General features: G+C 67.9%; 24 protein-coding genes and 1 pseudogene. 12 read left to right on the top strand and 13 right to left on the bottom strand.

Annotated features, from left to right (window positions below):
* Nucleotides 1-99 precede the first annotated feature (99 nt).
* Together AB0O48_RS29375 and AB0O48_RS29370 are read right to left on the bottom strand one after the other, a co-directional pair.
* Nucleotides 100-423, bottom strand: coding sequence for a hypothetical protein (locus tag AB0O48_RS29375; RefSeq protein WP_365069290.1), 324 nt, complete (start codon nucleotides 421-423; stop codon nucleotides 100-102).
* A 112-nt stretch (nucleotides 424-535) separates the two neighbouring features.
* The gene (locus tag AB0O48_RS29370) at nucleotides 536-757 is read right to left on the bottom strand and encodes a hypothetical protein (protein ID WP_365069289.1); all 222 of its coding nucleotides are present in this window, start codon (nucleotides 755-757) and stop codon (nucleotides 536-538) included.
* A 236-nt stretch (nucleotides 758-993) separates the two neighbouring features.
* Here AB0O48_RS29370 and AB0O48_RS29365 point away from each other — a divergent pair, with 236 nt between their 5' ends.
* The 4 genes and pseudogenes from AB0O48_RS29365 to AB0O48_RS29350 form a co-directional block, all read left to right on the top strand.
* A complete protein-coding gene (locus tag AB0O48_RS29365) occupies nucleotides 994-2,178 on the top strand; it encodes a helix-turn-helix transcriptional regulator (RefSeq protein WP_365069335.1) in 1,185 nt (394 codons plus the stop codon).
* A 112-nt stretch (nucleotides 2,179-2,290) separates the two neighbouring features.
* On the top strand, nucleotides 2,291-2,452 hold the full coding sequence (locus AB0O48_RS29360) for a hypothetical protein (protein WP_357374751.1): 162 nt from the start codon (nucleotides 2,291-2,293) through the stop codon (nucleotides 2,450-2,452).
* Nucleotides 2,439-3,677, top strand: coding sequence for a helix-turn-helix domain-containing protein (locus tag AB0O48_RS29355; protein ID WP_365069288.1), 1,239 nt, complete (start codon nucleotides 2,439-2,441; stop codon nucleotides 3,675-3,677). Before AB0O48_RS29360 ends, AB0O48_RS29355 begins: the two co-directional genes overlap by 14 nt.
* A 113-nt stretch (nucleotides 3,678-3,790) precedes the next feature.
* A pseudogene (locus tag AB0O48_RS29350) lies at nucleotides 3,791-3,970 on the top strand (transposase); the annotation flags it as partial.
* Between the two features lie 154 nt (nucleotides 3,971-4,124).
* On the opposite strand, the gene AB0O48_RS29345 reads toward AB0O48_RS29350, so the two are convergent.
* Nucleotides 4,125-5,000 (bottom strand): LysR substrate-binding domain-containing protein, encoded by an 876-nt coding sequence (locus AB0O48_RS29345; RefSeq protein ID WP_365069287.1) that lies wholly within the window; start codon nucleotides 4,998-5,000, stop codon nucleotides 4,125-4,127.
* A gap of 144 nt (nucleotides 5,001-5,144) precedes the next feature.
* Here AB0O48_RS29345 and AB0O48_RS29340 point away from each other — a divergent pair, with 144 nt between their 5' ends.
* Together AB0O48_RS29340 and AB0O48_RS29335 are read left to right on the top strand one after the other, a co-directional pair.
* Nucleotides 5,145-5,864 carry an SDR family oxidoreductase gene (locus AB0O48_RS29340; RefSeq protein WP_365069286.1) on the top strand — a complete coding sequence of 240 codons (720 nt, stop codon included), beginning with the start codon at nucleotides 5,145-5,147 and terminating at the stop codon, nucleotides 5,862-5,864.
* 262 nt (nucleotides 5,865-6,126) lie between these two features.
* Nucleotides 6,127-6,666 (top strand): hypothetical protein, encoded by a 540-nt coding sequence (locus tag AB0O48_RS29335; RefSeq protein ID WP_365069285.1) that lies wholly within the window; start codon nucleotides 6,127-6,129, stop codon nucleotides 6,664-6,666.
* A gap of 336 nt (nucleotides 6,667-7,002) precedes the next feature.
* Here the strand turns inward: AB0O48_RS29335 and AB0O48_RS29330 are convergent, their stop codons facing one another.
* The 3 genes from AB0O48_RS29330 to AB0O48_RS29320 form a co-directional block, all read right to left on the bottom strand.
* A complete protein-coding gene (locus AB0O48_RS29330; protein WP_365069284.1) occupies nucleotides 7,003-8,475 on the bottom strand; it encodes an RICIN domain-containing protein in 1,473 nt (490 codons plus the stop codon).
* Between the two features lie 114 nt (nucleotides 8,476-8,589).
* Nucleotides 8,590-11,724 carry an RICIN domain-containing protein gene (locus AB0O48_RS29325; protein ID WP_365069283.1) on the bottom strand — a complete coding sequence of 1,045 codons (3,135 nt, stop codon included), beginning with the start codon at nucleotides 11,722-11,724 and terminating at the stop codon, nucleotides 8,590-8,592.
* Between the two features lie 378 nt (nucleotides 11,725-12,102).
* The gene (locus tag AB0O48_RS29320) at nucleotides 12,103-13,116 is read right to left on the bottom strand and encodes an aldo/keto reductase (protein ID WP_365069282.1); all 1,014 of its coding nucleotides are present in this window, start codon (nucleotides 13,114-13,116) and stop codon (nucleotides 12,103-12,105) included.
* A gap of 92 nt (nucleotides 13,117-13,208) precedes the next feature.
* On the opposite strand from AB0O48_RS29320, the gene AB0O48_RS29315 reads away from it, so the two are divergent.
* The 3 genes from AB0O48_RS29315 (at nucleotide 13,209) to AB0O48_RS29305 (ending at nucleotide 14,818) form a co-directional block, all read left to right on the top strand.
* Nucleotides 13,209-13,760, top strand: coding sequence for a helix-turn-helix domain-containing protein (locus AB0O48_RS29315; RefSeq protein ID WP_357239030.1), 552 nt, complete (start codon nucleotides 13,209-13,211; stop codon nucleotides 13,758-13,760).
* A 102-nt stretch (nucleotides 13,761-13,862) separates the two neighbouring features.
* Nucleotides 13,863-14,063 carry a hypothetical protein gene (locus tag AB0O48_RS29310; RefSeq protein WP_357239027.1) on the top strand — a complete coding sequence of 67 codons (201 nt, stop codon included), beginning with the start codon at nucleotides 13,863-13,865 and terminating at the stop codon, nucleotides 14,061-14,063.
* Between the two features lie 41 nt (nucleotides 14,064-14,104).
* Nucleotides 14,105-14,818: a GDSL-type esterase/lipase family protein gene (locus AB0O48_RS29305; protein ID WP_357239024.1), complete on the top strand. Its 714-nt coding sequence runs from the start codon at nucleotides 14,105-14,107 to the stop codon at nucleotides 14,816-14,818.
* On the opposite strand, the gene AB0O48_RS29300 is transcribed toward AB0O48_RS29305, so the two are convergent.
* Together AB0O48_RS29300 and AB0O48_RS29295 are read right to left on the bottom strand one after the other, a co-directional pair.
* Nucleotides 14,768-16,021: a DUF6357 family protein gene (locus AB0O48_RS29300; RefSeq protein ID WP_365069281.1), complete on the bottom strand. Its 1,254-nt coding sequence runs from the start codon at nucleotides 16,019-16,021 to the stop codon at nucleotides 14,768-14,770. The two genes, AB0O48_RS29305 and AB0O48_RS29300, sit on opposite strands and share 51 nt — an antisense overlap.
* Nucleotides 16,022-16,024: 3 nt before the next feature.
* Entirely contained in the window at nucleotides 16,025-16,396 is a 372-nt protein-coding gene (locus tag AB0O48_RS29295) for a hypothetical protein (RefSeq protein ID WP_365069280.1), read from the bottom strand.
* Between the two features lie 352 nt (nucleotides 16,397-16,748).
* On the opposite strand from AB0O48_RS29295, the gene AB0O48_RS29290 reads away from it, so the two are divergent.
* The 3 genes from AB0O48_RS29290 to AB0O48_RS29280 all read left to right on the top strand — a co-directional run bounded on the left by AB0O48_RS29290 (nucleotide 16,749) and on the right by AB0O48_RS29280 (nucleotide 18,141).
* Entirely contained in the window at nucleotides 16,749-16,877 is a 129-nt protein-coding gene (locus AB0O48_RS29290) for an RICIN domain-containing protein (RefSeq protein ID WP_357239015.1), read from the top strand.
* 94 nt (nucleotides 16,878-16,971) lie between these two features.
* The gene (locus AB0O48_RS29285) at nucleotides 16,972-17,634 is read left to right on the top strand and encodes a tetratricopeptide repeat protein (RefSeq protein WP_365069279.1); all 663 of its coding nucleotides are present in this window, start codon (nucleotides 16,972-16,974) and stop codon (nucleotides 17,632-17,634) included.
* 165 nt (nucleotides 17,635-17,799) lie between these two features.
* Nucleotides 17,800-18,141 carry a GlsB/YeaQ/YmgE family stress response membrane protein gene (locus AB0O48_RS29280; RefSeq protein ID WP_357239009.1) on the top strand — a complete coding sequence of 114 codons (342 nt, stop codon included), beginning with the start codon at nucleotides 17,800-17,802 and terminating at the stop codon, nucleotides 18,139-18,141.
* Nucleotides 18,142-18,197: 56 nt separating this feature from the next.
* Here AB0O48_RS29280 and AB0O48_RS29275 read toward each other — a convergent pair whose 3' ends face one another.
* From AB0O48_RS29275 to AB0O48_RS29255, 5 genes are all read right to left on the bottom strand, one after another.
* Nucleotides 18,198-18,620, bottom strand: a complete 423-nt coding sequence (locus AB0O48_RS29275) for a hypothetical protein (RefSeq protein ID WP_357239006.1) — start codon at nucleotides 18,618-18,620, stop codon at nucleotides 18,198-18,200.
* 11 nt (nucleotides 18,621-18,631) lie between these two features.
* Nucleotides 18,632-18,889 (bottom strand): hypothetical protein, encoded by a 258-nt coding sequence (locus tag AB0O48_RS29270; protein WP_357239003.1) that lies wholly within the window; start codon nucleotides 18,887-18,889, stop codon nucleotides 18,632-18,634.
* Nucleotides 18,889-19,266 (bottom strand): DUF2089 domain-containing protein, encoded by a 378-nt coding sequence (locus AB0O48_RS29265; RefSeq protein WP_357239000.1) that lies wholly within the window; start codon nucleotides 19,264-19,266, stop codon nucleotides 18,889-18,891. The genes AB0O48_RS29270 and AB0O48_RS29265 overlap by 1 nt, the downstream gene beginning before the upstream one ends.
* A 157-nt stretch (nucleotides 19,267-19,423) precedes the next feature.
* Nucleotides 19,424-19,831 (bottom strand): hypothetical protein, encoded by a 408-nt coding sequence (locus tag AB0O48_RS29260; RefSeq protein WP_357238997.1) that lies wholly within the window; start codon nucleotides 19,829-19,831, stop codon nucleotides 19,424-19,426.
* Nucleotides 19,832-19,944: 113 nt separating this feature from the next.
* Nucleotides 19,945-20,661 carry a DUF899 family protein gene (locus tag AB0O48_RS29255; RefSeq protein WP_357238992.1) on the bottom strand — a complete coding sequence of 239 codons (717 nt, stop codon included), beginning with the start codon at nucleotides 20,659-20,661 and terminating at the stop codon, nucleotides 19,945-19,947.
* Nucleotides 20,662-20,762 lie beyond the last annotated feature (101 nt).

Raw genomic sequence — 20,762 nt, 5'->3', positions numbered from 1 at the left:
ATTCTTCGGCGGTGGGTAATCCGAGGCAGATGACGAATTCGTTTTTCCGAACTTTCGTTCAAGAGCCTTCCAATTCCTACACAAATACTCGACGGCGATTCAGGTGCTGTCACCTTTCTCGCCGAAACAGAAGAACCGGGTCGCAGCGCGTTCGGCATCCTGAAATTTCTCTATGACTGCTAAATGCATCTGTGCGTCGATTACCAGACGGTTGCCGGATCGATGTTGAACCTCGATGGCGCGATTCTTCGTTGCGCCGGTCGGCAAACGGCCATCCGCGCGTTCGTAGCTGAACGTGGCGCGTGGAAGTCCGGCCCGGATGTACCGTCTGCGAAGTGAATTGCGATCAGCCGCACCTATGGTGATTGCGGGGCCGCCGGCATGAGGTGAGGTCTCGTTGATGGCATCTGTAACAGTAGTCACCGAGTTAAGGGTGGTGCTTAGCCAAATTCCATCGACGAGCCCTCGGGCAATCTCAGGGGCTCTTAACTGGGATGATCCAACGAGACTGGCAATCGCCTGAGCGGCCATGGACTCATGAAGGGAGATAGAGTAACCTCCCGTCATGTTGGTCGCTTTCCGGCAGCCACAAATTTGACACATAGGCACTGATAGTGGAGTGGGTACGAAGGCCAAAGAATCCGCCAAACTTCCGGCGGCCGGCCTTGCTCGCCAACCAGAATATGCCGCCGAGGACGACCCAGAACAGCACGTTCGCAATGAAATTACTCAGGATGTTGAAAGCGATTTCGATCAAGACCAGCCCCTAACGATGGCGGCTGCTGTGGCGGCGCGGAGGGTGGCAGGGGCAGCGTACGGCGCATCGGAGTCGGTCCACGTCATGCCAACGACGATCGTCAGTGCCGACACAGCACATTGGACGTGCGTCACGGGCCACTGCGACGGTCAACCGGTGTACCGTCCCAGAATGGGGGCCAGCAGAGCATGGCCGCTGTTTTGGTCCTCTACCTCCAGGTTGGCAAAGGCATGGTGATGAAGCCAGACACCATCGGTGCCAGGATCCGGTACTGGCGGATGCGCCGGGGCGGGATGACTCAGGCCGTCCTCGCCGGGCTTGCTGGCGTCACCCAGTCCTACGTGTCGCAGGTCGAGTCCGGCCGAAAGCCGATCGATCGCCGCTCCACTCTGGTCGCTCTCGCCGCCGCACTCCAGGTCACGGTGGCCGATTTGCTCGGCCAGGGCACTGAGTCCGGCGATCCGGCCCGTGAGAGCGCCGCCGAGTGCGTGCCGGCGGTCTGGTCGGCCGTGATCGAGATCGAGGACGGCGAGCGCCGCCCACCGACCTACACCGCCGATCAACTGGTGGCCGAGATCGCCCTCGCCGATCAGCTCCGCAACTCGTGCAACTACCCGGCCATGGCCCGCATGCTCCCGACCCTGCTGCTCGAAGCCGCCGCCGTGGGCGGCACCGCACTCGCTCAGGTCGCCTACCTCGCCTCCACCTGCCTTCGGCACCTCGGCTACCGCCACCTTGCCCTCAACGCCGCCCGGGTATCCGTATCGGCTGCCGAGGACGTCGAAGATCGCGCGTGGATAGGCGCCTCCCGGTTCATCTACGCGCAGAGCCTGCCGATCGAGTCCGCGCGCCTGGCAGCCAGAGTCAGTGACCGCTCACTGGTGGAGCTTCAGGGGGACGCCTCCGACGTCCGGGTGCGGCAGATGCTTGGTCAGCTTCACCTGATGGCAGCGCTGGCCTTGACCGTGGACGCTCGCCCGGACGATGCTCGTGACCACCTCGCCGAAGCCACCCGGGAGGCGGCGAGTCTGGGAGATCCGGCCGACGGAGGCGGCTTCAACGGCTGCTGCTTCGGCCCGACCAATGTGGGGCTCTGGAAAATGTCGATCGCCGCTGAGCAGGGCGAGTACGGCAAGATAATCGAGCTGTCCCGCACGATCCGACCGCAGGTGCTCAAAGCATCCAATCGCCAACTGTCGTACTGGCTCGACATCGGGCGAGCGTTGGCGGACAGCGGTCGTCGGGATTCCGAGGCGCTGGCTGCGTTCATCCGGGCCGAGCAGGCCGCGCCGATCCCGTTCGCCATCAACCCGCTCGCCCGCGACGCCGTGGTGACCCTTGCCCAGCGCGCCCAGCGCCGAGCCATCCCCGACGACCTGCGGCTGCTCGCCGGCCGCATCGGCATCAACCTGGCCACATAACTGCCAGTAATCACCGCATCACCATTTCGCCCTAGTTTCCGGTTTGGGACGCGATCACGTCCTGGCCTGGGAGGGCGGCGAGCCTCCCGGAACTATGACGGAGGAGGCGGGGATGAGCGGGCAGGACGACAACGTTCCGGACAACACGGGTGAGGCGGCCGAGCGGGAGGCTGCCAAACAGCGCCTCCTGGCCCAGGCCGAGGCGGACCGCGTACCCGTGGACGACACGACCCGCGCGGTCCCGGACCGGCGGTGGCGGCGTGACCAACGATGACCTCCCGATCGGCCGCCGGGTTGCCCGCTGGCGGGTGCGGCGGTCGATGACGCAGCAGATGCTTGCCGACCGGCTGCGCAGGTCGAAGAGCTGGGTGGACAAGGTTGAGCGGGGCGTGCGCGCCCTGGATCGGTACTCGGTGATCCAGGAACTGGCCCACGTCCTGCGGGTCGATCCGGAGGTGCTGCTCGGCCAGCAGCCGAGCACTCCGGCGGGCACGCCGGACGGGGTGGACGACATCCGGGCCGCGCTCGCCCGCTACGACATCCCGCAGTCCCCGGCGCAGGCGCCGGAGGAGCTGCGAAGGCAGATCGGGTACGCCTGGTTGTCCTACCAGCACGCGCACTACGGGCAGTTGGTGCGGGTGCTGCCGGGTCTGCTGGACGCCGTCCAGGGCGTGCGGTCGACGGAGGTGCTGGTGCCGGCGTACCGGATCACCTCGTCGCTGCTGGTCAAGCTCGACGAGGCCGACCTGGCCTGGCTGGCGGCCGACCGGGCGATGGCCGCCGCCGAAGACAACCAGATCCTGGCGGCAACGGCGACCATCGCGGTAGCCCAGGCGCTCCGCGCGTCCAACCGCGACCACCTGGCCCTAACAGCGTCCCTAACGGCCGCAAACCGCATCCTCCCATCCCTGCCCGGCCTTGGTGATCAAGAGGTTTGCGGGACTGTTGGAGATCAAACCGCCCGCAAACCTCTTGATCACGGGGGCGAGGGTCGGGGGTGGTCGGCGGGGGAGTGGGCTTTGGGTGGGACGCTGCTGGTGCAGGCCGCGCTGGCCGCCGCCGGCTGCGGCGAGCACCGCCGCGCCGCCGAGCTGACCGACCGGGCCGCGGGGGTCGCCGCACACCTTCGGGGGTACGACGATCAGCACCGCACCGGCTTCGGGCCGGTTGTCGTCGAGCTGGCTCGGGTGGTGCTGGCGGCGCAGCGGGGTGACGCCGAGGAGGCGCTCCGGCGGCACTCGGCCGTGGTGCGGCGGGAGGCGTGGCGGCGGTTGCCGGCCGAGTATCGGGGCGCGTACCTGATGGACGTCGCGCGGGCGTACCTCCAGGTGGGTGACCTGCGCGGCGCGGCACGGGCGCTTGTGGACGCGGACAGTGTCGCGCCGGCCGAGGTTCGGTGCCGGCCGCTGGCGCGTACGGTGATCGCTGATGTCGCCCGCGCGCAGCCGGCGCCGGCTGGCGTGGCGCGACTGGCGACGCTTGTCGGCCTCACCCGGTGACCGCACCCAGTCCAACTGGACCCGTGACGAGTCGGCGTCAGCCCGTCGTTTCGACTCACAGCGAACGCCACGCGTCACCGCCTCGTCCAGGACGTCGACGAGACCGGCTTACTGAAAAGGGAATCAAGTCCGCCGGGGTGCAGCGGCGGTACTCGGGCAGGGCCGGGCGGACGGAGAACTGCCAGCTCGGAGTGTTCCTGGCCCATGCCAGCCCGGCCGGGCGCACGCTGATCGACCGAGAGTTGTATCTACCCCGCGGCTGGTGCGACGAGCCCGTCCGCCGCGAGGAAGCCAACTCGCCACTATCGCGGGCCTCCGGCGAGCTGGGTCACGGAGGACGGGGCATACGGACAGGACTCGAAGGTTCGGACCTGGCTGCGGCAGGGACCACCTTGGTTACGTCGTCGCCGTCCCCGCAACCAGCGGATCCCGACCACGGCCGGCAAGCTAGCCGACATCCCGCCGGGTCGCGGCCTCGGCGATGTCGACGAACTCGCCGACCAGGGGCGACCGGTTGTCCTCGGCCCAGGCCAGGCACACCTGGTTGTGACCGAGGTCGGCGACGGGCACGTGCACGACGTCGGGCCTGGTGTAGAACGTCGCCGTTGACAGGGGGAGGATCGCCATCCCGGAGTACGCGGCGACGTGCTCCAACTTCTCCTCGACGGAGTTCAACTCGGGCCTTGGGCGGGGATCGGGGTCCGTCGGGCGGTTCGGCAGGTCCCGCCACTCCGGCACCGCGTCCGGGTCCTGGAGCAGCCGTTCCTCGACCAACTCGGCGAGGTCGACGGACTCCTTGCCGGCCAGGCGGTGATCTCTGGGCAGGACGACGACGCGGGGTTCGCGGAACAGTGGGCGGAGGCGCAGGCCGCGTTGGTCGACCGGGAGCCGTACGTAGCTGACGTCGGCGCGCCCCGCACGAACAACTTCGGCCTGGTCGTCCCAGGAGGTGCGCACGACATCGACGGTCAGGTCGGGATGCCGCTGCGCGATGGCGCGTGCCTCGGCGGTGACGATGATGCCCGGCATGAACGCGATGGTGAACGTCGCCCTGCCGTGCGCCACCTGTTGCACCCGCCGGCGCAGAGCCTCGGCCGAAGCGAGCAGCGGACGGGCGTCGGCCAACAGTTGACGGCCGGCCTCGGTCAGCACGGTGGACCGGCGGTCCCGGACGAAGAGCTCCGCGCGGAGTTCGTGCTCGAAGGCCCGGATCTGGCGCGACAGGACCGGCTGGGCGATGTGCAGCCGCGCGGCGGCCCGCCCGAAGTGCAACTCCTCGGCAACCGCCACGAAGTAGCGGAGCTTGCGCAGATCGACATCCATCGGTCCCCCCGTCCGGCTCGTGATCCCGGTCCGATCCACGATACCCGTCAGGTATCACAGCAGGTGAAAGAGGTCTTGGACGTGGGGTTCGGAGGCGACGCATGGTGGTAGCCGTCTCCACCACGAACCCGGAAGGACACCATCATGACCCTCACCGACCAGCGCGTCGTCGTACTCGGCGGAACCTCGGGGATCGGGCTCGCCACCGCCACCCGCGCCGCCCGCGAGGGCGCCCAGGTGGTGGTCGCCTCCAGCAACCAGCGCAGCGTGGACCGCGCCCTGGCCACCCTGCCGGGCACCGCCCACGGGTACGTCGCCAACCTCACCGACCCCGCCGACGTGGCCCGACTGTTCCAGGGTCTCGGCCCGTTGGACCACCTCGTCTACACCGCCGGCGAGCCGCTCGCGCTGATGTCCGTCGACGCCCTCGACCTCGCCGCCGCTCGCAGCGCCTTCGACCTGCGCTACTTCGGCTCCCTGTCGGCGGTCAACGCGGCACTCCCGTACCTGCGATCCGGCGGCTCGATCACCCTCACCACCGGCACCGCCAACCACCGGCCGAGCACCGGATGGTCGGTGGCCGCCAGCATCACCGGGGCCATCGACGCGCTGGTCCGCGCCCTCGCCGTCGAACTCGCCCCGCTCCGGGTCAACGCCGTCTCCGCCGGCGTCATCCGCTCGCCACTCTGGGACTCGCTGCCGGAGGACACCCGAGAGCAGATGTACGCCCAGCTCAGCGAGTCACTTCCGCTCGGTCGGGTGGGCGAGCCGGAGGAGGTCGCGGAGGCGTTCGTCTACCTGTTGCGGGCGACCTACGCCACCGGCACGGTGGTGACCGTCGACGGCGGCACACTGATCGCCTGAGCCCGTACCCGGACGCCGGTCTCGTCGCGCCGCGCGTCTGGCGGTCACGATCCGTTGCTGCCACGGCCGGCTGTCCTCAGCGCAGCTGTTCGGCCGGCGCACCCGCGCAGTTGGGCCCATGGCCGCTGGCTAGTCCGGCCGGAGGGCCAGACCTCGCGGGGCGGGTGGGGAACCGTCTGGGGCTGGTGTGCGTCTCATCCTCTGGTGGTTCGTTTATCCGTAGTGTCCGTCTGGCGGTGGGTGCCGCCGAAGGAGGTCGACGATGCCTCGCCGTGTTCCCGCGTTGCTCACCCTGGCGCTGCTGGCCCTGCCTGCGGCCTGCGCCTCACCGTCGGCGTCCGCCGTGCCGAGCGTGCCGCACGCTGAGCAGTCGTACTGGCCTGCCCAGGATGCGCTTAGCGACGCCGCCGAAGCCGTGGATGGCGTCGGCGAGCGCTGGCCCGACCTGTACGCGGACGTGAGCCTCGATGTTCCCGCTGGTGTGCTGCTGGTGCACCGCATACCTTCTGCCGGGTTCGACGAGGCGGTGCGTCAGCTCGGTCTGCACGTCACGGTGCGTTTCGTCGACGCTCAGCATTCCGCTCGGGCACTCGACCGGTGGGTCGAGCAGATCGCTGCCGACATGGATTACTGGCGGCAGCGGGGTGTGGCCGTGTACGAGGTGGGGCCGACGATCGGGAAGTGCGTCAGCGTCGGCGTCGGTGACCCGCAACGCGACGCCGCCACGGTCACCGCTCACTACCCGGGTGTGCCGCTGTGCGTGAAGCAGGGCGCGCCGGCGGTGCCGCTCACCGCCGGTTAACCCATGCACGATGGAACAGGCCGCCTGGGCGACCGCGGGTCCTGCACCTGGGTACGACTGTCTGTCGACTGGTTGGTCTGCGGACAGCAGCGACTTGGGTGCCGCGGAGTCCATTGACCACGTGGACCGTCTAGACGTCGTGGTCGACCGGCAGGGCGACAACCCGCTGGACGCAGCCGGCCGCGTGGGTCGTGGCAGGCGCGGTCGAACTGGTCGGCTGCCTCGACCAGCGGCCCACCGGGCTCGCCTTCCCACGCGTGTGCGGTCACGGTTGCCAACAGACGGGGGTGGCAGACCGTGCCGCACGGTCTGCCACCCCGCCTTGCTGAGCCCCGGTCAGACCGCGGTTCTTGTCCAGCGCTGGTTGTTGGCGCTTCCGCAGGTCCACTGCTGGATGTCCGCGCCGTCTGCGGTTCCCGACTGGTACACGTCCAGGCACTTGCCGCTGTGCCGGGCCACGAGCCGGAAGTTGCTGCCCTGGGACTGCCATTGCCACTGCTGGTTCTGGCCGCTGCCGCACGTCCACTGGACGATGTTCGCGCCGTCTGCGGTGGAGGCGGAGGCGACGTCGAGGCACTTGCCGCTGTTCTGGTTGACGATGCGGAAGTAGCCGCTACCGGCGTCCTCGAAACGCCATTTCTGGTTGCTGCCGCCCAGGTAGCTCCATTGCTTGATCTCAGCGCTGTCGGCCGTGGACTGCCCGATCACGTCCATCGCCTTGCCGCTGTTGACGTTGTTGATCCGGTAGTGGGTCCCCGAGGGCGGGGGCGTCGTGGAGCCGCCGCCGATGTTGTCGCCATAGGCATAGCGGATCCGGTCGGCGCCAGAAGTGTTGCGGATGGTCAGGTTGAGATTGGTGCCGCTGCCACTGAGGGCGAACATCGAGTACCAGTCGTGGCCGGAGCCGGAGTTCTTGCCGCCGAGGGCGGGCCAGTAGGTGCCGCCCATCTGGTTGTCCCGCATGACCTGAGCCATGGCACGGATGTGGCGCACGAAGTTGTCGGTGCTGTTCGCGTCGGCGTAGTTGAGGCCGTTGTCCATGGGCCCGCCGAACTCGGTCGCGACCGCCCGGGAGGCACAGTTGCCCAGACGGGTCTGCATGTGACTTCGCCAGGCGTCGTAGGTCATCGCGCCGTAGAAGAAGGCGTAGTGGTGGAACGACAGCAGCGTGCCGTTGAAGCGGCTGTCGTTGCAGACGTCGCGCAGGTCCTGGCTTGCGCCAGTGCCGCCGATGAGCACCCGGCTGGGCACGGCGGAGTAGTGGGTGCTGAGCCAGGTGGCTGCGATGTCGCGCCACTGTGCCGAGCTGTAACCGCCCGGCTCGTTCATTGGCTCGAAGTACACGTTGGTGTTCGAGCCGTAGGCGCTGGTCACGCTGGACCACATCGTGTTCCACGCGGCGAGGTTCGCGATCCTAGCGCCGGAGTTGTGGTCCGTCCAGAAGGCGAGGATGACCTTCATTCCACGGGCGGTGGCGGCGTCAATGGCGCCCCGGTAGGCGTTCCACCAGGTGGTGTTGGCCACCGTCTGAGTGTTGATGGGCAGCCGGACGGTGTTGATCCCCATGGTGGAGGCCATGTCGTCGTAGAGGGCGTTGGCCTTGGCCTGCACCGTCGCGTAGCTGTCGGATTGGCTCAGACCCTGCACGACGAGCGGGCTGGTGCTGAAGTTGTCACCCAGTTGAGCCCAGTTCATGCCTCGGAACTGGCTGGTGGCGGCAGCTGCTGGGCCGGCGGTAGCGGTGATGGCGATTGCCGCTGCGGCAGCCGTGGTCGCCATCACCGCACTGGTGGCCACGAGCCTGGCCATTCGCGACAGGGGGCGGCTGAACATGGCAGGTCGCATTGCGTCGTCCTTTCTGTTGGGGGACGGGGACGGGGACGGGACGATGCGGGTCCTATTGGTCGTCCGGCGCGACCGGCATCACGGCCGGACGACCCCGACGGCATCCACGACGAGACTGCCGCTGCGCACCATGACCTGCACGGTGTGCGTGCCGGCGCCGAGGTTGCGCAGGGCGTACGTCTGAGAGAACTCGGGAGAGGCGAGCGTGCTCGCTGCGGAGTTGACCACCGTGCCGTCCACCGTGACCTGCAGGACGGCCGAGCCGTTGTTCGGCCCGATGATGTCCAGTCCGGTGCCGGCGAACGTGTAGGTGAGCGTCGAGCCGCTGCCCTGGCTGGTCGACAGGCTCCGCTGAACGTTGTACATACCCTTACCGTTTTCGTGCGCCCAGGACCCGCCGTACACCAGCTTCCGGGCGGGCGGGTTGGCCAGGTCGGACATCTCCAGGTTGTCCAGCACCTCGGAGTAGTACGGCGGGCTTCCGTCGACCGTCTCCACCTTGAGGTTGTCGAACCGGGTGAAGTAGTAGCCGCTGCCCAGCGTGATCCGGCCGGACAGCTTGGGATTCGGGTCGGTGTAGGTGGCCAGTGTGACGCCGTCGAGGTAGGCGGTCACCGTGCTTCCGACGCCTTTCAGCGCGATGTTGTGCCACGCGTTGGGAGCGGTGTTGAACCCACTGATCCGCACGCCGCCGGCGCCGCTGACCACGTTGCCGCTGGCGACCGCAGTGTTGTTGACCAGCAACTGCCAGCCCCCGTCGAAGGTGAACCGCACCGAGTACGGCGCACCGTTGTCCCCGTGCTGCTCGCGGATGCCCAGCCGGGCGTGGTTGGCGCCGTTCTGGGTGCTGCTGTTCTCGAAGGAGACGTCGACGCTGGCCTTGTAGTTGAGCCACCGGCTGTCACCGATCCTGGTGACCGCGTCCCCCCCGTTCCACGCACCGCCCAGGCCCTGGCTCGGGCTGTCCAGCTGCTGGCGCAGCACGTAATTGGTCGATCCGTCCGGCTGGTATGCCTCGAAGGCGCCGTTGCGGTCGCTGGCGTAGCGCGGGATGACGCTCTTGGCGCCGCCACGCGAGGTGATGAAGTCCTCGGTGCCCGTGATGGTGCCGCCACTGCCGATCACCGGGACCGTCTTGCCGGTGTAGTCGAAGCCGTCGGCGTAGAGGATGTTGTCGCTGGTGCTCTGCACGTCGCCGGAGATGTCGGTGTCCAGCACGGTGCGCTGGCCCTCCACCGGCAGGGGTTCCAGGTACTCGGGCTTGGTGTGGTTGGCCAGCGTCGTCACGGTGACGACCGAGTTCGGCCGGACCGTCACGGTGTACACCCCGCCGTCACCGGCCGGGACGCTGCCGAGGTGCTTCAGGTAGTTGGCGTTGAACGCCTGGCCGGGGTCGGCCGCGCGGGTTTCCCACAGCTGTAGGGCCGGAGTGCCGGAGTAGGCCATGTTCACCGGCTGGAGGCGGTACGACTGGGTGTACTCGCTGTCGTTCATGAAGACCGTGGAGAAGTTGCGCCGGTCGGGCGCGGCGAGCGTGAGATAGCTGGGCGTGCCGTTGCGTCCGACCACCGGGTTCGTCCCGGTCGCTCCGGTGTAGCTGGATTCGGGGACGGCGCGCCAGATACCGGCCGTGTTGCTGGAGTTCTCCCAGCCGGTCTTGGCGAACCAGCTGAAGTGCCGCAGCACGTCGATGGCGGCGTCGTAGTGCAGCCAGCCCGACCAGGGATCACGGGCGCTGACGACCTCCTTGTAGGAGTACTGCCCACCTTCGTAGAAGGACCCGATGGCCGGTTGGTAGATGAAGTTGGTCCGGCGCGAGTTGACGAATCCCTTGATGATGGTGTTTCCCATCTCCAGGGCGCTGTTGGTGCCGCCGATGCCGGTTCCGACCACCGACGGGGACCGCATGTTGTTGTTGGGGCGCAAGGCGGAGTTGCCGAAGGTCGCCTGTGCTTCGCTGTTCCAGATCTCCTTGTCGTAGTCCATCGCCAGGCGCTTGAAGTTGCCGGCGCCGTCGTCGTCGGGGCTGTAGTGGTAGCCGGCCGCCGCCACCACGTCGCGCAGGCCGGCGTCGCTGATCATGCTGCCGCCGAACGACCCGACACCGACCTCGTCGGAGATGACGACCTTGAGCTGGTTGTACCGGGATTGCTCTGTCGAGTTGGCGAAGTCGGCACTGTCGGTCCTGACCCGGTTGGCATAGGTCTTGGTCCAGTTCAGGTCCGCCCCGCGCTCGTTGAGACCCGGGTTGACGTAGTCGACCATGAACCCGTAGGTCCGGTACGCGCTCAGGATGGTCTTCTTGAACCAGGTGTAGACCTTGTCGTTGCTGTTCGCCCAGCCGGGGGAGTTCCAGCGCAGCAGGGACACCTTGACGTTGGGATTGACCTTCTTCGCGTCGGCCGCGAGTTGGAAGCCCTGCGCACGCTTGACGTTGGGCGTCTCGGACTCCCAACGCATTGTCGAGGGGTCCGGTCCGGTGGAGTTGTTGCGGTCGTTGCCCATCTCGATCTTCACGTTGGTGAAGACCGGACTCTCCCCACCGAAGAGGACCCGCAGCAGCTGCGCGTACGCGGTCGGGCTCTGGGCCTTGTAATCCATCAGCAACTCGCTGGTGCTGTTGGCGCTGAGCGCGCCGAAGCCCTTGAACGTCAGGCCGTTGACGTTGCCGGCGCGGATGTTGTTGCCGTCCACCGTGATCGTGCCCGATCCCGGAGTCGACACGTCAGTGACGATCCACTGCTGGTTGGTGCTGCCGCTGTTCGCGTACTGGACGAGGTTGGCGCCGTCGGACGTGCTGCCCCCGCCATCCAGGTACAGCCCGTTGGCCCGGTTCCTGAACTTGGCGTAGCCGCCGGAGTCCTCCCGGGTCCACTGCTGGTTGGTGCTGCCGGTGTCACTCCACTGGCCGCAGATGGATCCGCCCGTCGTGCGGCCCATCCCGTCCAGGTACAGGCCGGTGGCCCGATTCCTGATCCGGACGTAGTCGCCGACGGCATCGATCGTCCACTGCTGGTTGTCGCTGGACGACGAGGAGTACTGGCCGACTGCGGCGCCGTTGGTGGTCCGGCCCATGCCGTCGATGAACTTGCCGGTGGTCCGGTTGCCCAGTTTGACGTAGGTGGCGGCTACTTCCATGGTCAGGCCCACTGGGGTGGATGCGGCCGGCATGGCTACCACGTACGCCAGGGCAAGCGCTGCGATCGACAGCATGCTCAGCGCGGTGGGTCTGACGCGGGCACGGCGCGGGCGGGCTACTCCCGGAGTCTGCCGAGGCGGAGCGGATCGAGGGCTGGTCATGAGATCTCCAGTCAACCGGTCAGGGTGGTGGTGGCAGGCGACGCCTCGGGCTCGCCGGCCTGCGGTGTCCAGAGGTGGCACGCCATCGTCTGATCGCATCGAATCATATTTATACGATCCGGATCAAGAGATGCCATGAAACGGACCGAGGCGTTCAAGAACGTTCAGACTCGATCATTCGGCCGTCATGCTGGAGGGCCGCGATTTATCCACCCAGCGGTCGGGGGCCACGCTGGGGACAAGGTCTCGCGCTTGTGGACGCGGACGACGAGGGAGCGGCTCGTCGCTGGATCAGGCGGCGTTGTGCTGGCCGTTGACCGGAGGGCTGATGGTGCACCGGCTCGCCGCATCCAGCCGGGCGGACACGCTTTCCGGCAGTTCGAATGCGAGGCCGGCCAGGTTGGCGTTCAGTTGATCGGCGGAGCGAGGGCCGAGGACCACCGAGCTGATCTCGGGGCGGCTGCCGAGCCAGGCGAGCGCCACGGTTGGCGTGGTCGTTGCCAGTTCGGCGGCGACGGTGGTGACCTCGTCGACGATGTCGAAATGCCGCTCGGCGAGGAGGCCGGTCACGAATGCGCGTGCCATCGGGCTGGGCATGGCCGCCCACTCGGCGAGTCGGGATCCGGCGGCCGGCGCGGTGCCGCGCTGGTATCGACCGGCGAGCAGACCGCTGCCGAGCGGGCTGTAGGCGAGGATGCCGAGCCCGTGTTGCTGGCAGGTGGGCACGATCTCGGCCTCGATCGCGCGCGCGATCAGCGAATAGTTGGCTTGCAGGCTGATGAAGGGTGTGCCGCCCAGGCGTTGCGCTGCCCATTGGGCGCTGACGATTCCGGCGGCGGTGAAGTTGGAGCAGCCGACGTAGCGGACCTTGCCGGAGCGTACGAAGCCGTCGAGCGCTGCCATGGTTTCGTCGATCGGGGTGTCCGGGTCGGGCACGTGGCACTGGTACAGGTCGACGTAGTCGGTGCCCAGTCGGCGCAGGCTCGCCTCCAGGGCGCGAGTCAGGTGGGCGCGGGACAGGCCCCGGTTGTTGGGTCCGGCGCCTTGCGGTGCCGCCCCCTTGGTGGCGAGGACGACCTCGGAGCGGCGGTGGGCGATGGCTCGGCCGACGACCTCTTCGCTGGTGCCACCCCGGTAGGTGTCCGCGGTGTCGATGAAGTTGTGGCCGGCGTCGAGGAACTCGCCGATGACGCGGCGGGCCTCGGTGGCCGGCGTCGGTGCCTGCGGATCGGTGCCGAAGTTCATCGTGCCCAGGCATGCCCGGGAGACGTGGAGGCCGGATCGGCCCAGTGTCGCGTACCGCATGCCACCCCTCGTACAATCGGAATTAGCATTCCGCTTCAACATACGGAATCTGGATTCCGATTGTCAACGGTATTCGATCGGAGGAGGCCGGCATGATCCGCTCGGATGCGGCGCGCAACCGCGCGAAGGTGCTCGAAGCGGCCGAGATCGTGCTCGACGAGCAGGGACCGACCGCCCGCATGGACGAGATCGCACGCCGAGCCGGAGTGGGTGTCGGCACCCTGTACCGGCACTTCGCGACCAAGGAAGCCCTCTACGCGGCGATCGTCTCGGCGCGTGTGGACCTGCTGCTCGACGAGGCCGCCCGGTTGCGCGCCGCCGCGGAGCCACAGACCGGGTTCTTCCGATTCTTCGCGCAGGTCGTCGCGGACGCGGCGGGCAAGAAGACCCTGACGGACGCGTTGCGCAGCGCGGGGATCGACGTCAAAGCAGAGCAGGCGGGCCAGCGTACGCGGATGCGTGAAGCGTTGGCAGAGCTTCTGCGCGACGCCCAACACGTCGGCGCCGTACGCCCCGACGTCGGCCTGCCCGAGATACTCGCCTTGCTAAGGGGCGCCAGCATGGCGGCCGAAACCGGTGACTACTCCGGCCCCGTCATCGACCGGACCCTCGCCGTTCTGTTCGACGGCCTGCGCCCGCATTAACGGCATAACGCAGCCATCGGCGGTGCTACGGTTCGGCCCGGGCTGAAGGTACTTGTCAGCGGATGCTTGCAGGGGCAGGCGCTGCGGTACAACGGCAGCAGCGTGATCTATGACGGCTCGTTCACCGGCCGTACCGTGCCCGGACGGGGAGTAGCCGCAGAGGAACTGCTCCGTCACGGCATGCCGGTGTTCCACCAGGGACAGCTTGCGCAGGCCGCGGCGATGCTCACTGACCTGGAGACGTCACCGCGCCGCACCGGCCAGCAGAATCCGCAGTCTGAGGTCAGGGAGATCGACACTTGAACGCATTGTGATGCGTTCAAGTGAATGGATATGCTGGAGGTATGTTATCCGCCTATTCGGAGGAGCCCGGCGCGACGGGATCGCGGTGCGACCTGCGGGTGTGCTTCTTCGGTGACTCGTTCACGACGGGGGTTGGCGATCCGTCCGGTGTGGGCTGGGTGGGGCACGTGGCTGCTGCCGCCCGCGCGCAAGGCCATGATCTGACCGTCTACAACATGGGGGTTCGCCGGGACACATCCCTGGACGTGGCCCAACGCTGGCTTCCTGAAGCCCGTGTCCGCCTCAAGGACGGGCAGGCTTTCGGGGTCGTGTTCGCGTTCGGGACCAACGACGTGGACATGCAGCTCGACCAGGTTCGTGTCCCGCCGGGCCGATCACTCGCGCTGCTCGCCGCGATGCTCGACGACGCCCACGCCGCACGGTGGCACACGCTTGTCGTGGGGCCGCCGCCGGTGCTGGACCCGCAGGCAAGCAAACGGGCAGCCGATCTCGCCGCCGCGATGGCGCGGGTTTGTACCACCCGAAGCGTGCCATTCGTCGATGTCACGGAGCTCTCCGCGGACCCGGTCTGGTGCCAGGAAATCGCTGCGGGTGATGCCTATCATCCGTTCGCGGCTGGTTATACCCGCCTCGCCGCCCTGGTAGAGCCGGGTTTCCTGCGGTGGCTGGCCGGCATGCAGGCCGACCTGAGGCACTCTCTGGGACTAGCGGGCGTCGCGCCGACGACGCGCGCGCTCGAATTCGGCGACATCTGACATCCAGGGACCGTGCTGTTCGAGTGCGGCACAGCCGCCACGCACGAAGGCGGTCACCAGACTTCGATACTCGCCGATCCCGTCGACCAGGCGGTACTCGACCTGGTACTGCGGATCCGACCCGGCTGCCCCGTGCCGCACCGTCGTGATCCGGGCGATGGAGTCCGCGTAGAAGTGCAGTTGAATCCCCTCGCCCAGTTCCTCGTCCTCGATGGTGAACACTTCGTTGTCCCCGGCGGAGCGATCGGCGACGAACTCCCAGAACTCGGCGGAGGCGGTGCGAGAACCGTCCCGTACCCACGTCTTCTCGCCGCCCTTGTCATCGGTGAACGACAGGGCCGCCTTTCCCGCACTCGCACCGACGTCGGCGGCCTCCTCGTCATCGTCCGCAGGGGTGCTCCGGGAGCGGTCCGCCGCCTCCGAGCACATCAGGAAGCTCACCGTACGGACCGCGTCATCGACGAGTTCGGGGTGTGCGCGGCGCACGGCCGCGTCAACCGTCGCCGCCATCCGATCCCAGTCGCGCTTGTCCGTGGCCCGGTTTCCCCGCCGCGGATCGAGGTCGATCCGCATCCCGGCGCACGCCTGCTCCGCGGTGGCGATCACACGCATGACCTGGGGCAGCAGCGCGGGGTCGACGGCGTCGGGGCTGCGCCGTGGCACCGTCGCGCCATGCAGGTACCGGCCCGTGTACCTCAGGATCTCCGCATCGAGTGGCCCGAGGACCACTCCGCGCTCGGCGCGACGGCGGTGCGCGTGATACTCCTGCGCACGTTTCTCATCCGACCCCTCCGTCGCCGTGCGCATCGCCGTGCAGACCTGACCGCGCCCAAGTAGCTCGATGTCGGCACCATGGGCAACGAGTCGGCTCCGGTCCCACCGGATGCGCCGAAAGAGCGCGTCGACGTCCGCGGGTGGGGAGAGCAGGACCGGATCCAGGAGCGCGACGGCAGCGTCCTCGTCGAGCTGGCCCCGAGTGCCGGCGGCGTCGCACAGTGGGAGGACCGCACTCCACAGCAGCAGGTGTCTGGCCAGGTCGTCCCGGATCACCGCGAGGTGGGCTTCCCCGATCGGGAACGTGAACGTACGAGGGTCGTGGTTGGCGTCGGCCCCGGCGGCGAGCATCAGTCTCAGTTCGCCGTCCTCGCGGATCACCGTCGGGATCCAGCCGCTGCCGCTACGCGTGAAGACGATGTCCCGCACGGCTCACGACCACCGTGCACATTCGACGTCGAGGCGTGGGTCCGTCCGCACCCAGACTTCGCCCCCGGCGGCGTCGGCCGGGGCGTCGACCTGTTCGAGGCCGAGGAAACCGATCAACTGGAGCAGTTCGGCTCGTTCGGCTCGGTCCTCGTCGACATCATGCGAGTCGAAGAAGACGTAGTACCTGTCGCTCGGGTCGACGATGCCGGAATCTGCCCAGATCCGGGCGACTTCTTCGACTGCCGCCGCTTCCGTCGTGAACGTGGCGGCGCGGGCGGCACCGCGGGTCTCCGGTGACGCGTCGAGATCGGAGAGGTCGGGAAACCACTGGCCGAAGTGGTCGAGGCCGGCGTATCCGTTCTCGAAGAACAGCATCGCGCTCGGAAGGTAGCGGTTGCCCCTGTCGACCAGGAGATGTTCGGACCGAGGTTGGTCCGCATCCTTGATCCGGGAGATCGCACCGCGACCGGGCCTGAGCACCACACTCTGCCTCGCCGCTTCGTCCCTGATGGTGTAGGTGTCAGACTCTCGACCTCGGAAGAACGCAGAGAACGCCACGTACGCCTCCTGCGGGTCGCCCACCGAGACGTGTTGATCGTTGCCAGCACCGGCAGTGAAGACGAACAGCTTCGGTCCGGGACTGTAGGGGCGGGCCATGTGTGTCCTTCGTTCACGTGTGACAGCTCCCCAGCGTAGTGGATCGAGCTGACACGCCCACGGCCTGATCATGAGCGTGCAGCCGTACGGCAGCTTGTGTATCGACGTGTCGTACGCCAGCACCGCCGATGGCACGGCCAACAAGCAGTGGACCTGCAACAGCACCGCCGCCCAGCAGTGGAACCTGCGCGGTTGGTAGAACGGATCGGCGGGCACTGGGAACCACGCGGTCCGTGCTGCACCACTAAACTGCTGCCCCAGCACTCGGTGGTGATGCCAGGACGGGGGCGGCGATGAACGCCGAAGATCGCATCGAACGAACCAGGACGCTCTACGACCAAGCCGTGTTGGGTGGGGATGCGAGCGCGCTGACCGACGCCGATCGGGACCTGGACGGGGTGGAGGCCGACACCGCGCTGGCCCGTGGGCGGATCCTGCACGCGCGGTTTCTCATCGCACGCGCCAGTAGCGGCTCGCCTGCCGTCGAGGACCCGGCTGAGCTGCCGTTGTTCGAGCGTGCGATCGAGCTGTACGAGGCGTTGGGCGACGTCCGCGGCCAGGCCGAGACGTCGTTCTGGATCGGCTGCCTGCATCAGGTCATCCGAGGTGACAACGAGACCGCGGTTCCACACCTGGAGAGATCCCGCGAGATGGCGGCACAGGTCGGCGACAAGACGACCCAGGCCGAGGCACTGCGACACCTGGGCATCGCGGCGCACGCTGCGAGTCGGCTGGACGAGGCACGCGAGCGGCTGGAGGAGTCGTCGCGGCTGCGCCGAGAGCAGGGAGCGCTGGGCAGCGTGGCCGCCAACATGGTCGGCCTGGCCTACGTCGCCGCCGCCCAGGACCGTCACGAGGACGCGCTCGCGACACTCGACCGCGCGGACGCCCTCGCCCAGGCGCACGGCGCCCACGCCATCGTGCGGCAGATCGAGCACGCACGGACGCAGATCTAGGCACGCGATGACGCCAGGTAACCCGACCTGCCGACCCAGGCCCGACCACGACCGCCACCCGAGGCCACCGCGAACCACCCGCGTCCGGCGACGGCCGGGAGCGGGGTTTCCGGGAACGTGAGATCCGGGCATGTACTTCGGCACTGCTGGAGGGGAGAGACAGCAATGCTGGTGACTGGTTATCTCGGCGCGGTGCTCATCGGTGCCCTCGTCGGCCTGCTCGGCCGACTCATCCTGCCGGGGAGGCAGCGGATCGGCCTCTTCGCCACGTTCGTCATCGGCGTCGGCTCGGCGGTGCTGGGCACAGTGGTCGCCAGGGCGCTCGACATCGACGACGGAGCCAGCATGCGGGTGTGGGTGCTGCGGTGGGACTGGGTCGTGCTCGCGATCCAGGTCGGCGTCGCGATCGTCGTGGTGGCGCTGGCGAACATGCTCACCTTCACCAGGCTTGCCGGCGGCGACGACAACCCCCGTCGGCGGGCTCGTCGTAGGCCGGCCAAGGGCTGACTGAGGACACCCGTCCAGGTGGCGGGCTGGAACACCGCGAGACGTCGTAGCCGCGCCTACTCGCAGAAGACCCGCACGGTGGCATCGGGTGAGTCCACCTCCACGGTCACCTCGTCGAGGTGCTCCACGAGCGCCTCCAACTGCTCGGGCTTGAGCTGCGTCAGGTCGATCGGCACACCCGAGTCGCTGAGTGAGGCGTTGGCCTTGACCAGGGCCTGCGGCGGGACCAAAGCCGCCAGCCGTACGCCGGCGCGCAGCAGTTGCAGTGGCACCCGCACGTTGACCCGCGACGGCTCGCCGTTGTCGGTGGCGTCCACCAGCACCCGCAGGTACTTCACCTTGCCCTTCGGGCGGGTGTCATGACCCGCCGTCGCCGGTGCCTGGTCGCGTTCGAGGGCGGCGATGAGCTGCTCCGCCTCCTCGGCGGTGATCTTGCCGGCGGCCAGCAGGTCGAGGATGTCCTTGCGTTGTTCGGTCATGCGAACGTCTCCTATCGGATAGCCACGAGCACGGCCGTGCGGCCCTGCTCGATGTCGAAGCGGGCGCCGGGTAGCGCGCAGATGACACGCCAGGCGGCGCCGAGTGCCCGCACCACACCGATGCGGAACACAAGGCAGGCCACGATCGCCGCCAGTACGACCAGGACCACGACCGGGAAGAGCACGAGCGCCACGGGGAGCACCGGAACCCAGACGCGGACGGGTCGGCGGTCCGGGCGGTTGACCTTGACGGTCACCAGCTGCGGCATCACGTCCGGCCGTCCAGCTCGGCCAACGCCTGCTGTGCGGTGATCTCACCGCGGCGCAGCCGGTCGATGATGTCGGCCCGCGAGGGCGCCGGGTCGGTCTCGACGAAGTCGAGCATCTGCGTGATCCGGTTGAGTCGTGACTTGATCGTCGGGTAGCTCACCCCGAAGATGCGTTCCATCTCCTTGATCGAACCGTGGCAGCGCACGAACGCCGTGACGAAGACCTGATCCTCGACGTTGAGCTGAGCCAGTTGCGGCGGCTCGAACTCGCCCTCGATCGCGACGCCGTTGCTCGCCAGGCGCACCCGCTCGACGACGAACGGCTGCCCTCGCGTCAGGCTGGTGAGGTCCTGCCAATCCATCGCCTGATCTGTCATACCTGAAGTTCTAGCTCAGAAATCCTCAACTTCCAAGAGGTTGATCTTAATTTTCTTAAGCAGGGCCGCGAGCTGCGCCACGACGGTCCGAAGCGCGAGGCTCGTGAGCACGGCCTGATACTCCAACGTCACGTGATCTGCCGGCTGGCTTACTCGGCTAGCTCATGAAGAAGATCATGGCCGCGAGGCTTGCCCCCATGGCCAGGTGCTCCCAACGGAGCAGGTCCGTGATCGGTCGATTGCGCAGCCGGACGAGTGCGGCCGCCATCCAGCAGAGGTAAGCCGCCGTGGCGGCGCGTAGCAACACGAGCGCCCCGTCATGGCCGGTGACGGTGCCGTGGTCCATCCGGGGCCCGGCGGCCAGGTGGTGGATGGCCATCGACCCGCCGTGTTGATGCATCAGCACGGCGAGCGCCATGAGCACGGCCCCGGCCGTACGGTGCCACTCCACCTCCGGGCCGCGCTCGGTCGGACCGCTGGTGACGAGTGCGACCGCGAAGGCGAGGAGCAGCAGCGCGCCCGCGTACTGCACAACCGGTGCGGCGTCGAGGGTCACCGCGACCATGACAGCCACCATCGCACCCGCGAGCATCCGGGCCCTGCGGCACGCGCCCGCCCGCGGCGCGACGCAGCAGCAGGCCGACACCGCGGCCGACCCGAGCATGATCATCTCGAGTGTCAGGACGTCACCGCCGAGGTAACGCCGGGGCGTGACCATTGGGCGGTGGGGCGGCCGTTGAGCCGCCACGGGTGACCACTGACCCGCGGCCAACCTTGGGGTGAGTTCTCCCAGTCCTCTTGCCGTCCGTACACGGTGAGGTCCAGGGCGTGGTAGCTGGTCATCAACGCCTCCACGCCCCGCCCGGTGGTCCAGTAGGTCTCGTAGACCTGGTCGCCGTCGCGCAGGTAGCAGGCGATGAACCCGAAGTCACGACCGTCGGCCAGAGCCGGGTCGGAGTCTTTCGCCGAATACCAGGGGAACGGGTAGCCCATGAACTCCGCGAACGGGGCACTTTCGTCGTAGGGGCCCTGGCAGAACACGGCGTAGGTGACGTCCCGGGCATGCAGGTAGTCCAGCGTCTGCATGTGACAGGTCGAGAAGGTGCACCCCTCACACTGATGCTCGTGCGGCTTGCCGTCGTGCCACATGTGGAAGTAGGCGATGAGCATCCGGCGGCCCTCGAAAACCTCTACCAGCGGGGTGTCCCCGCCGGGGCCCTGGACCGTCACCGTCGGCATCAACGTCATCGGCAGCTGACGACGAGCGGCTGCGATCGCGTCTCCTTCGCGGGTATGGGCCTTCTCCCGGACCAGCAGTTCGTTGCGCTCGCGCAGCCAGGTCTCCCGGTCGACGACCGGGGGCGTGGCTGCGCTGGACGCGGGGGTTGCCGTCATGGCTGTCTCCATAAGATTGTTGATGTCCGGGATCGATGTCTCGGATGCCCGGAGCGGTGGGGTGTGGCTGATGGCTGCTTGCCCGTGGTGGTTCCGAAGGA

This window comes from Micromonospora sp. NPDC085948 (assembly GCF_040686315.1).
Classification (GTDB): domain Bacteria; phylum Actinomycetota; class Actinomycetes; order Mycobacteriales; family Micromonosporaceae; genus Micromonospora.
This window is presented reverse-complemented; position numbering and strand designations above follow the sequence as displayed.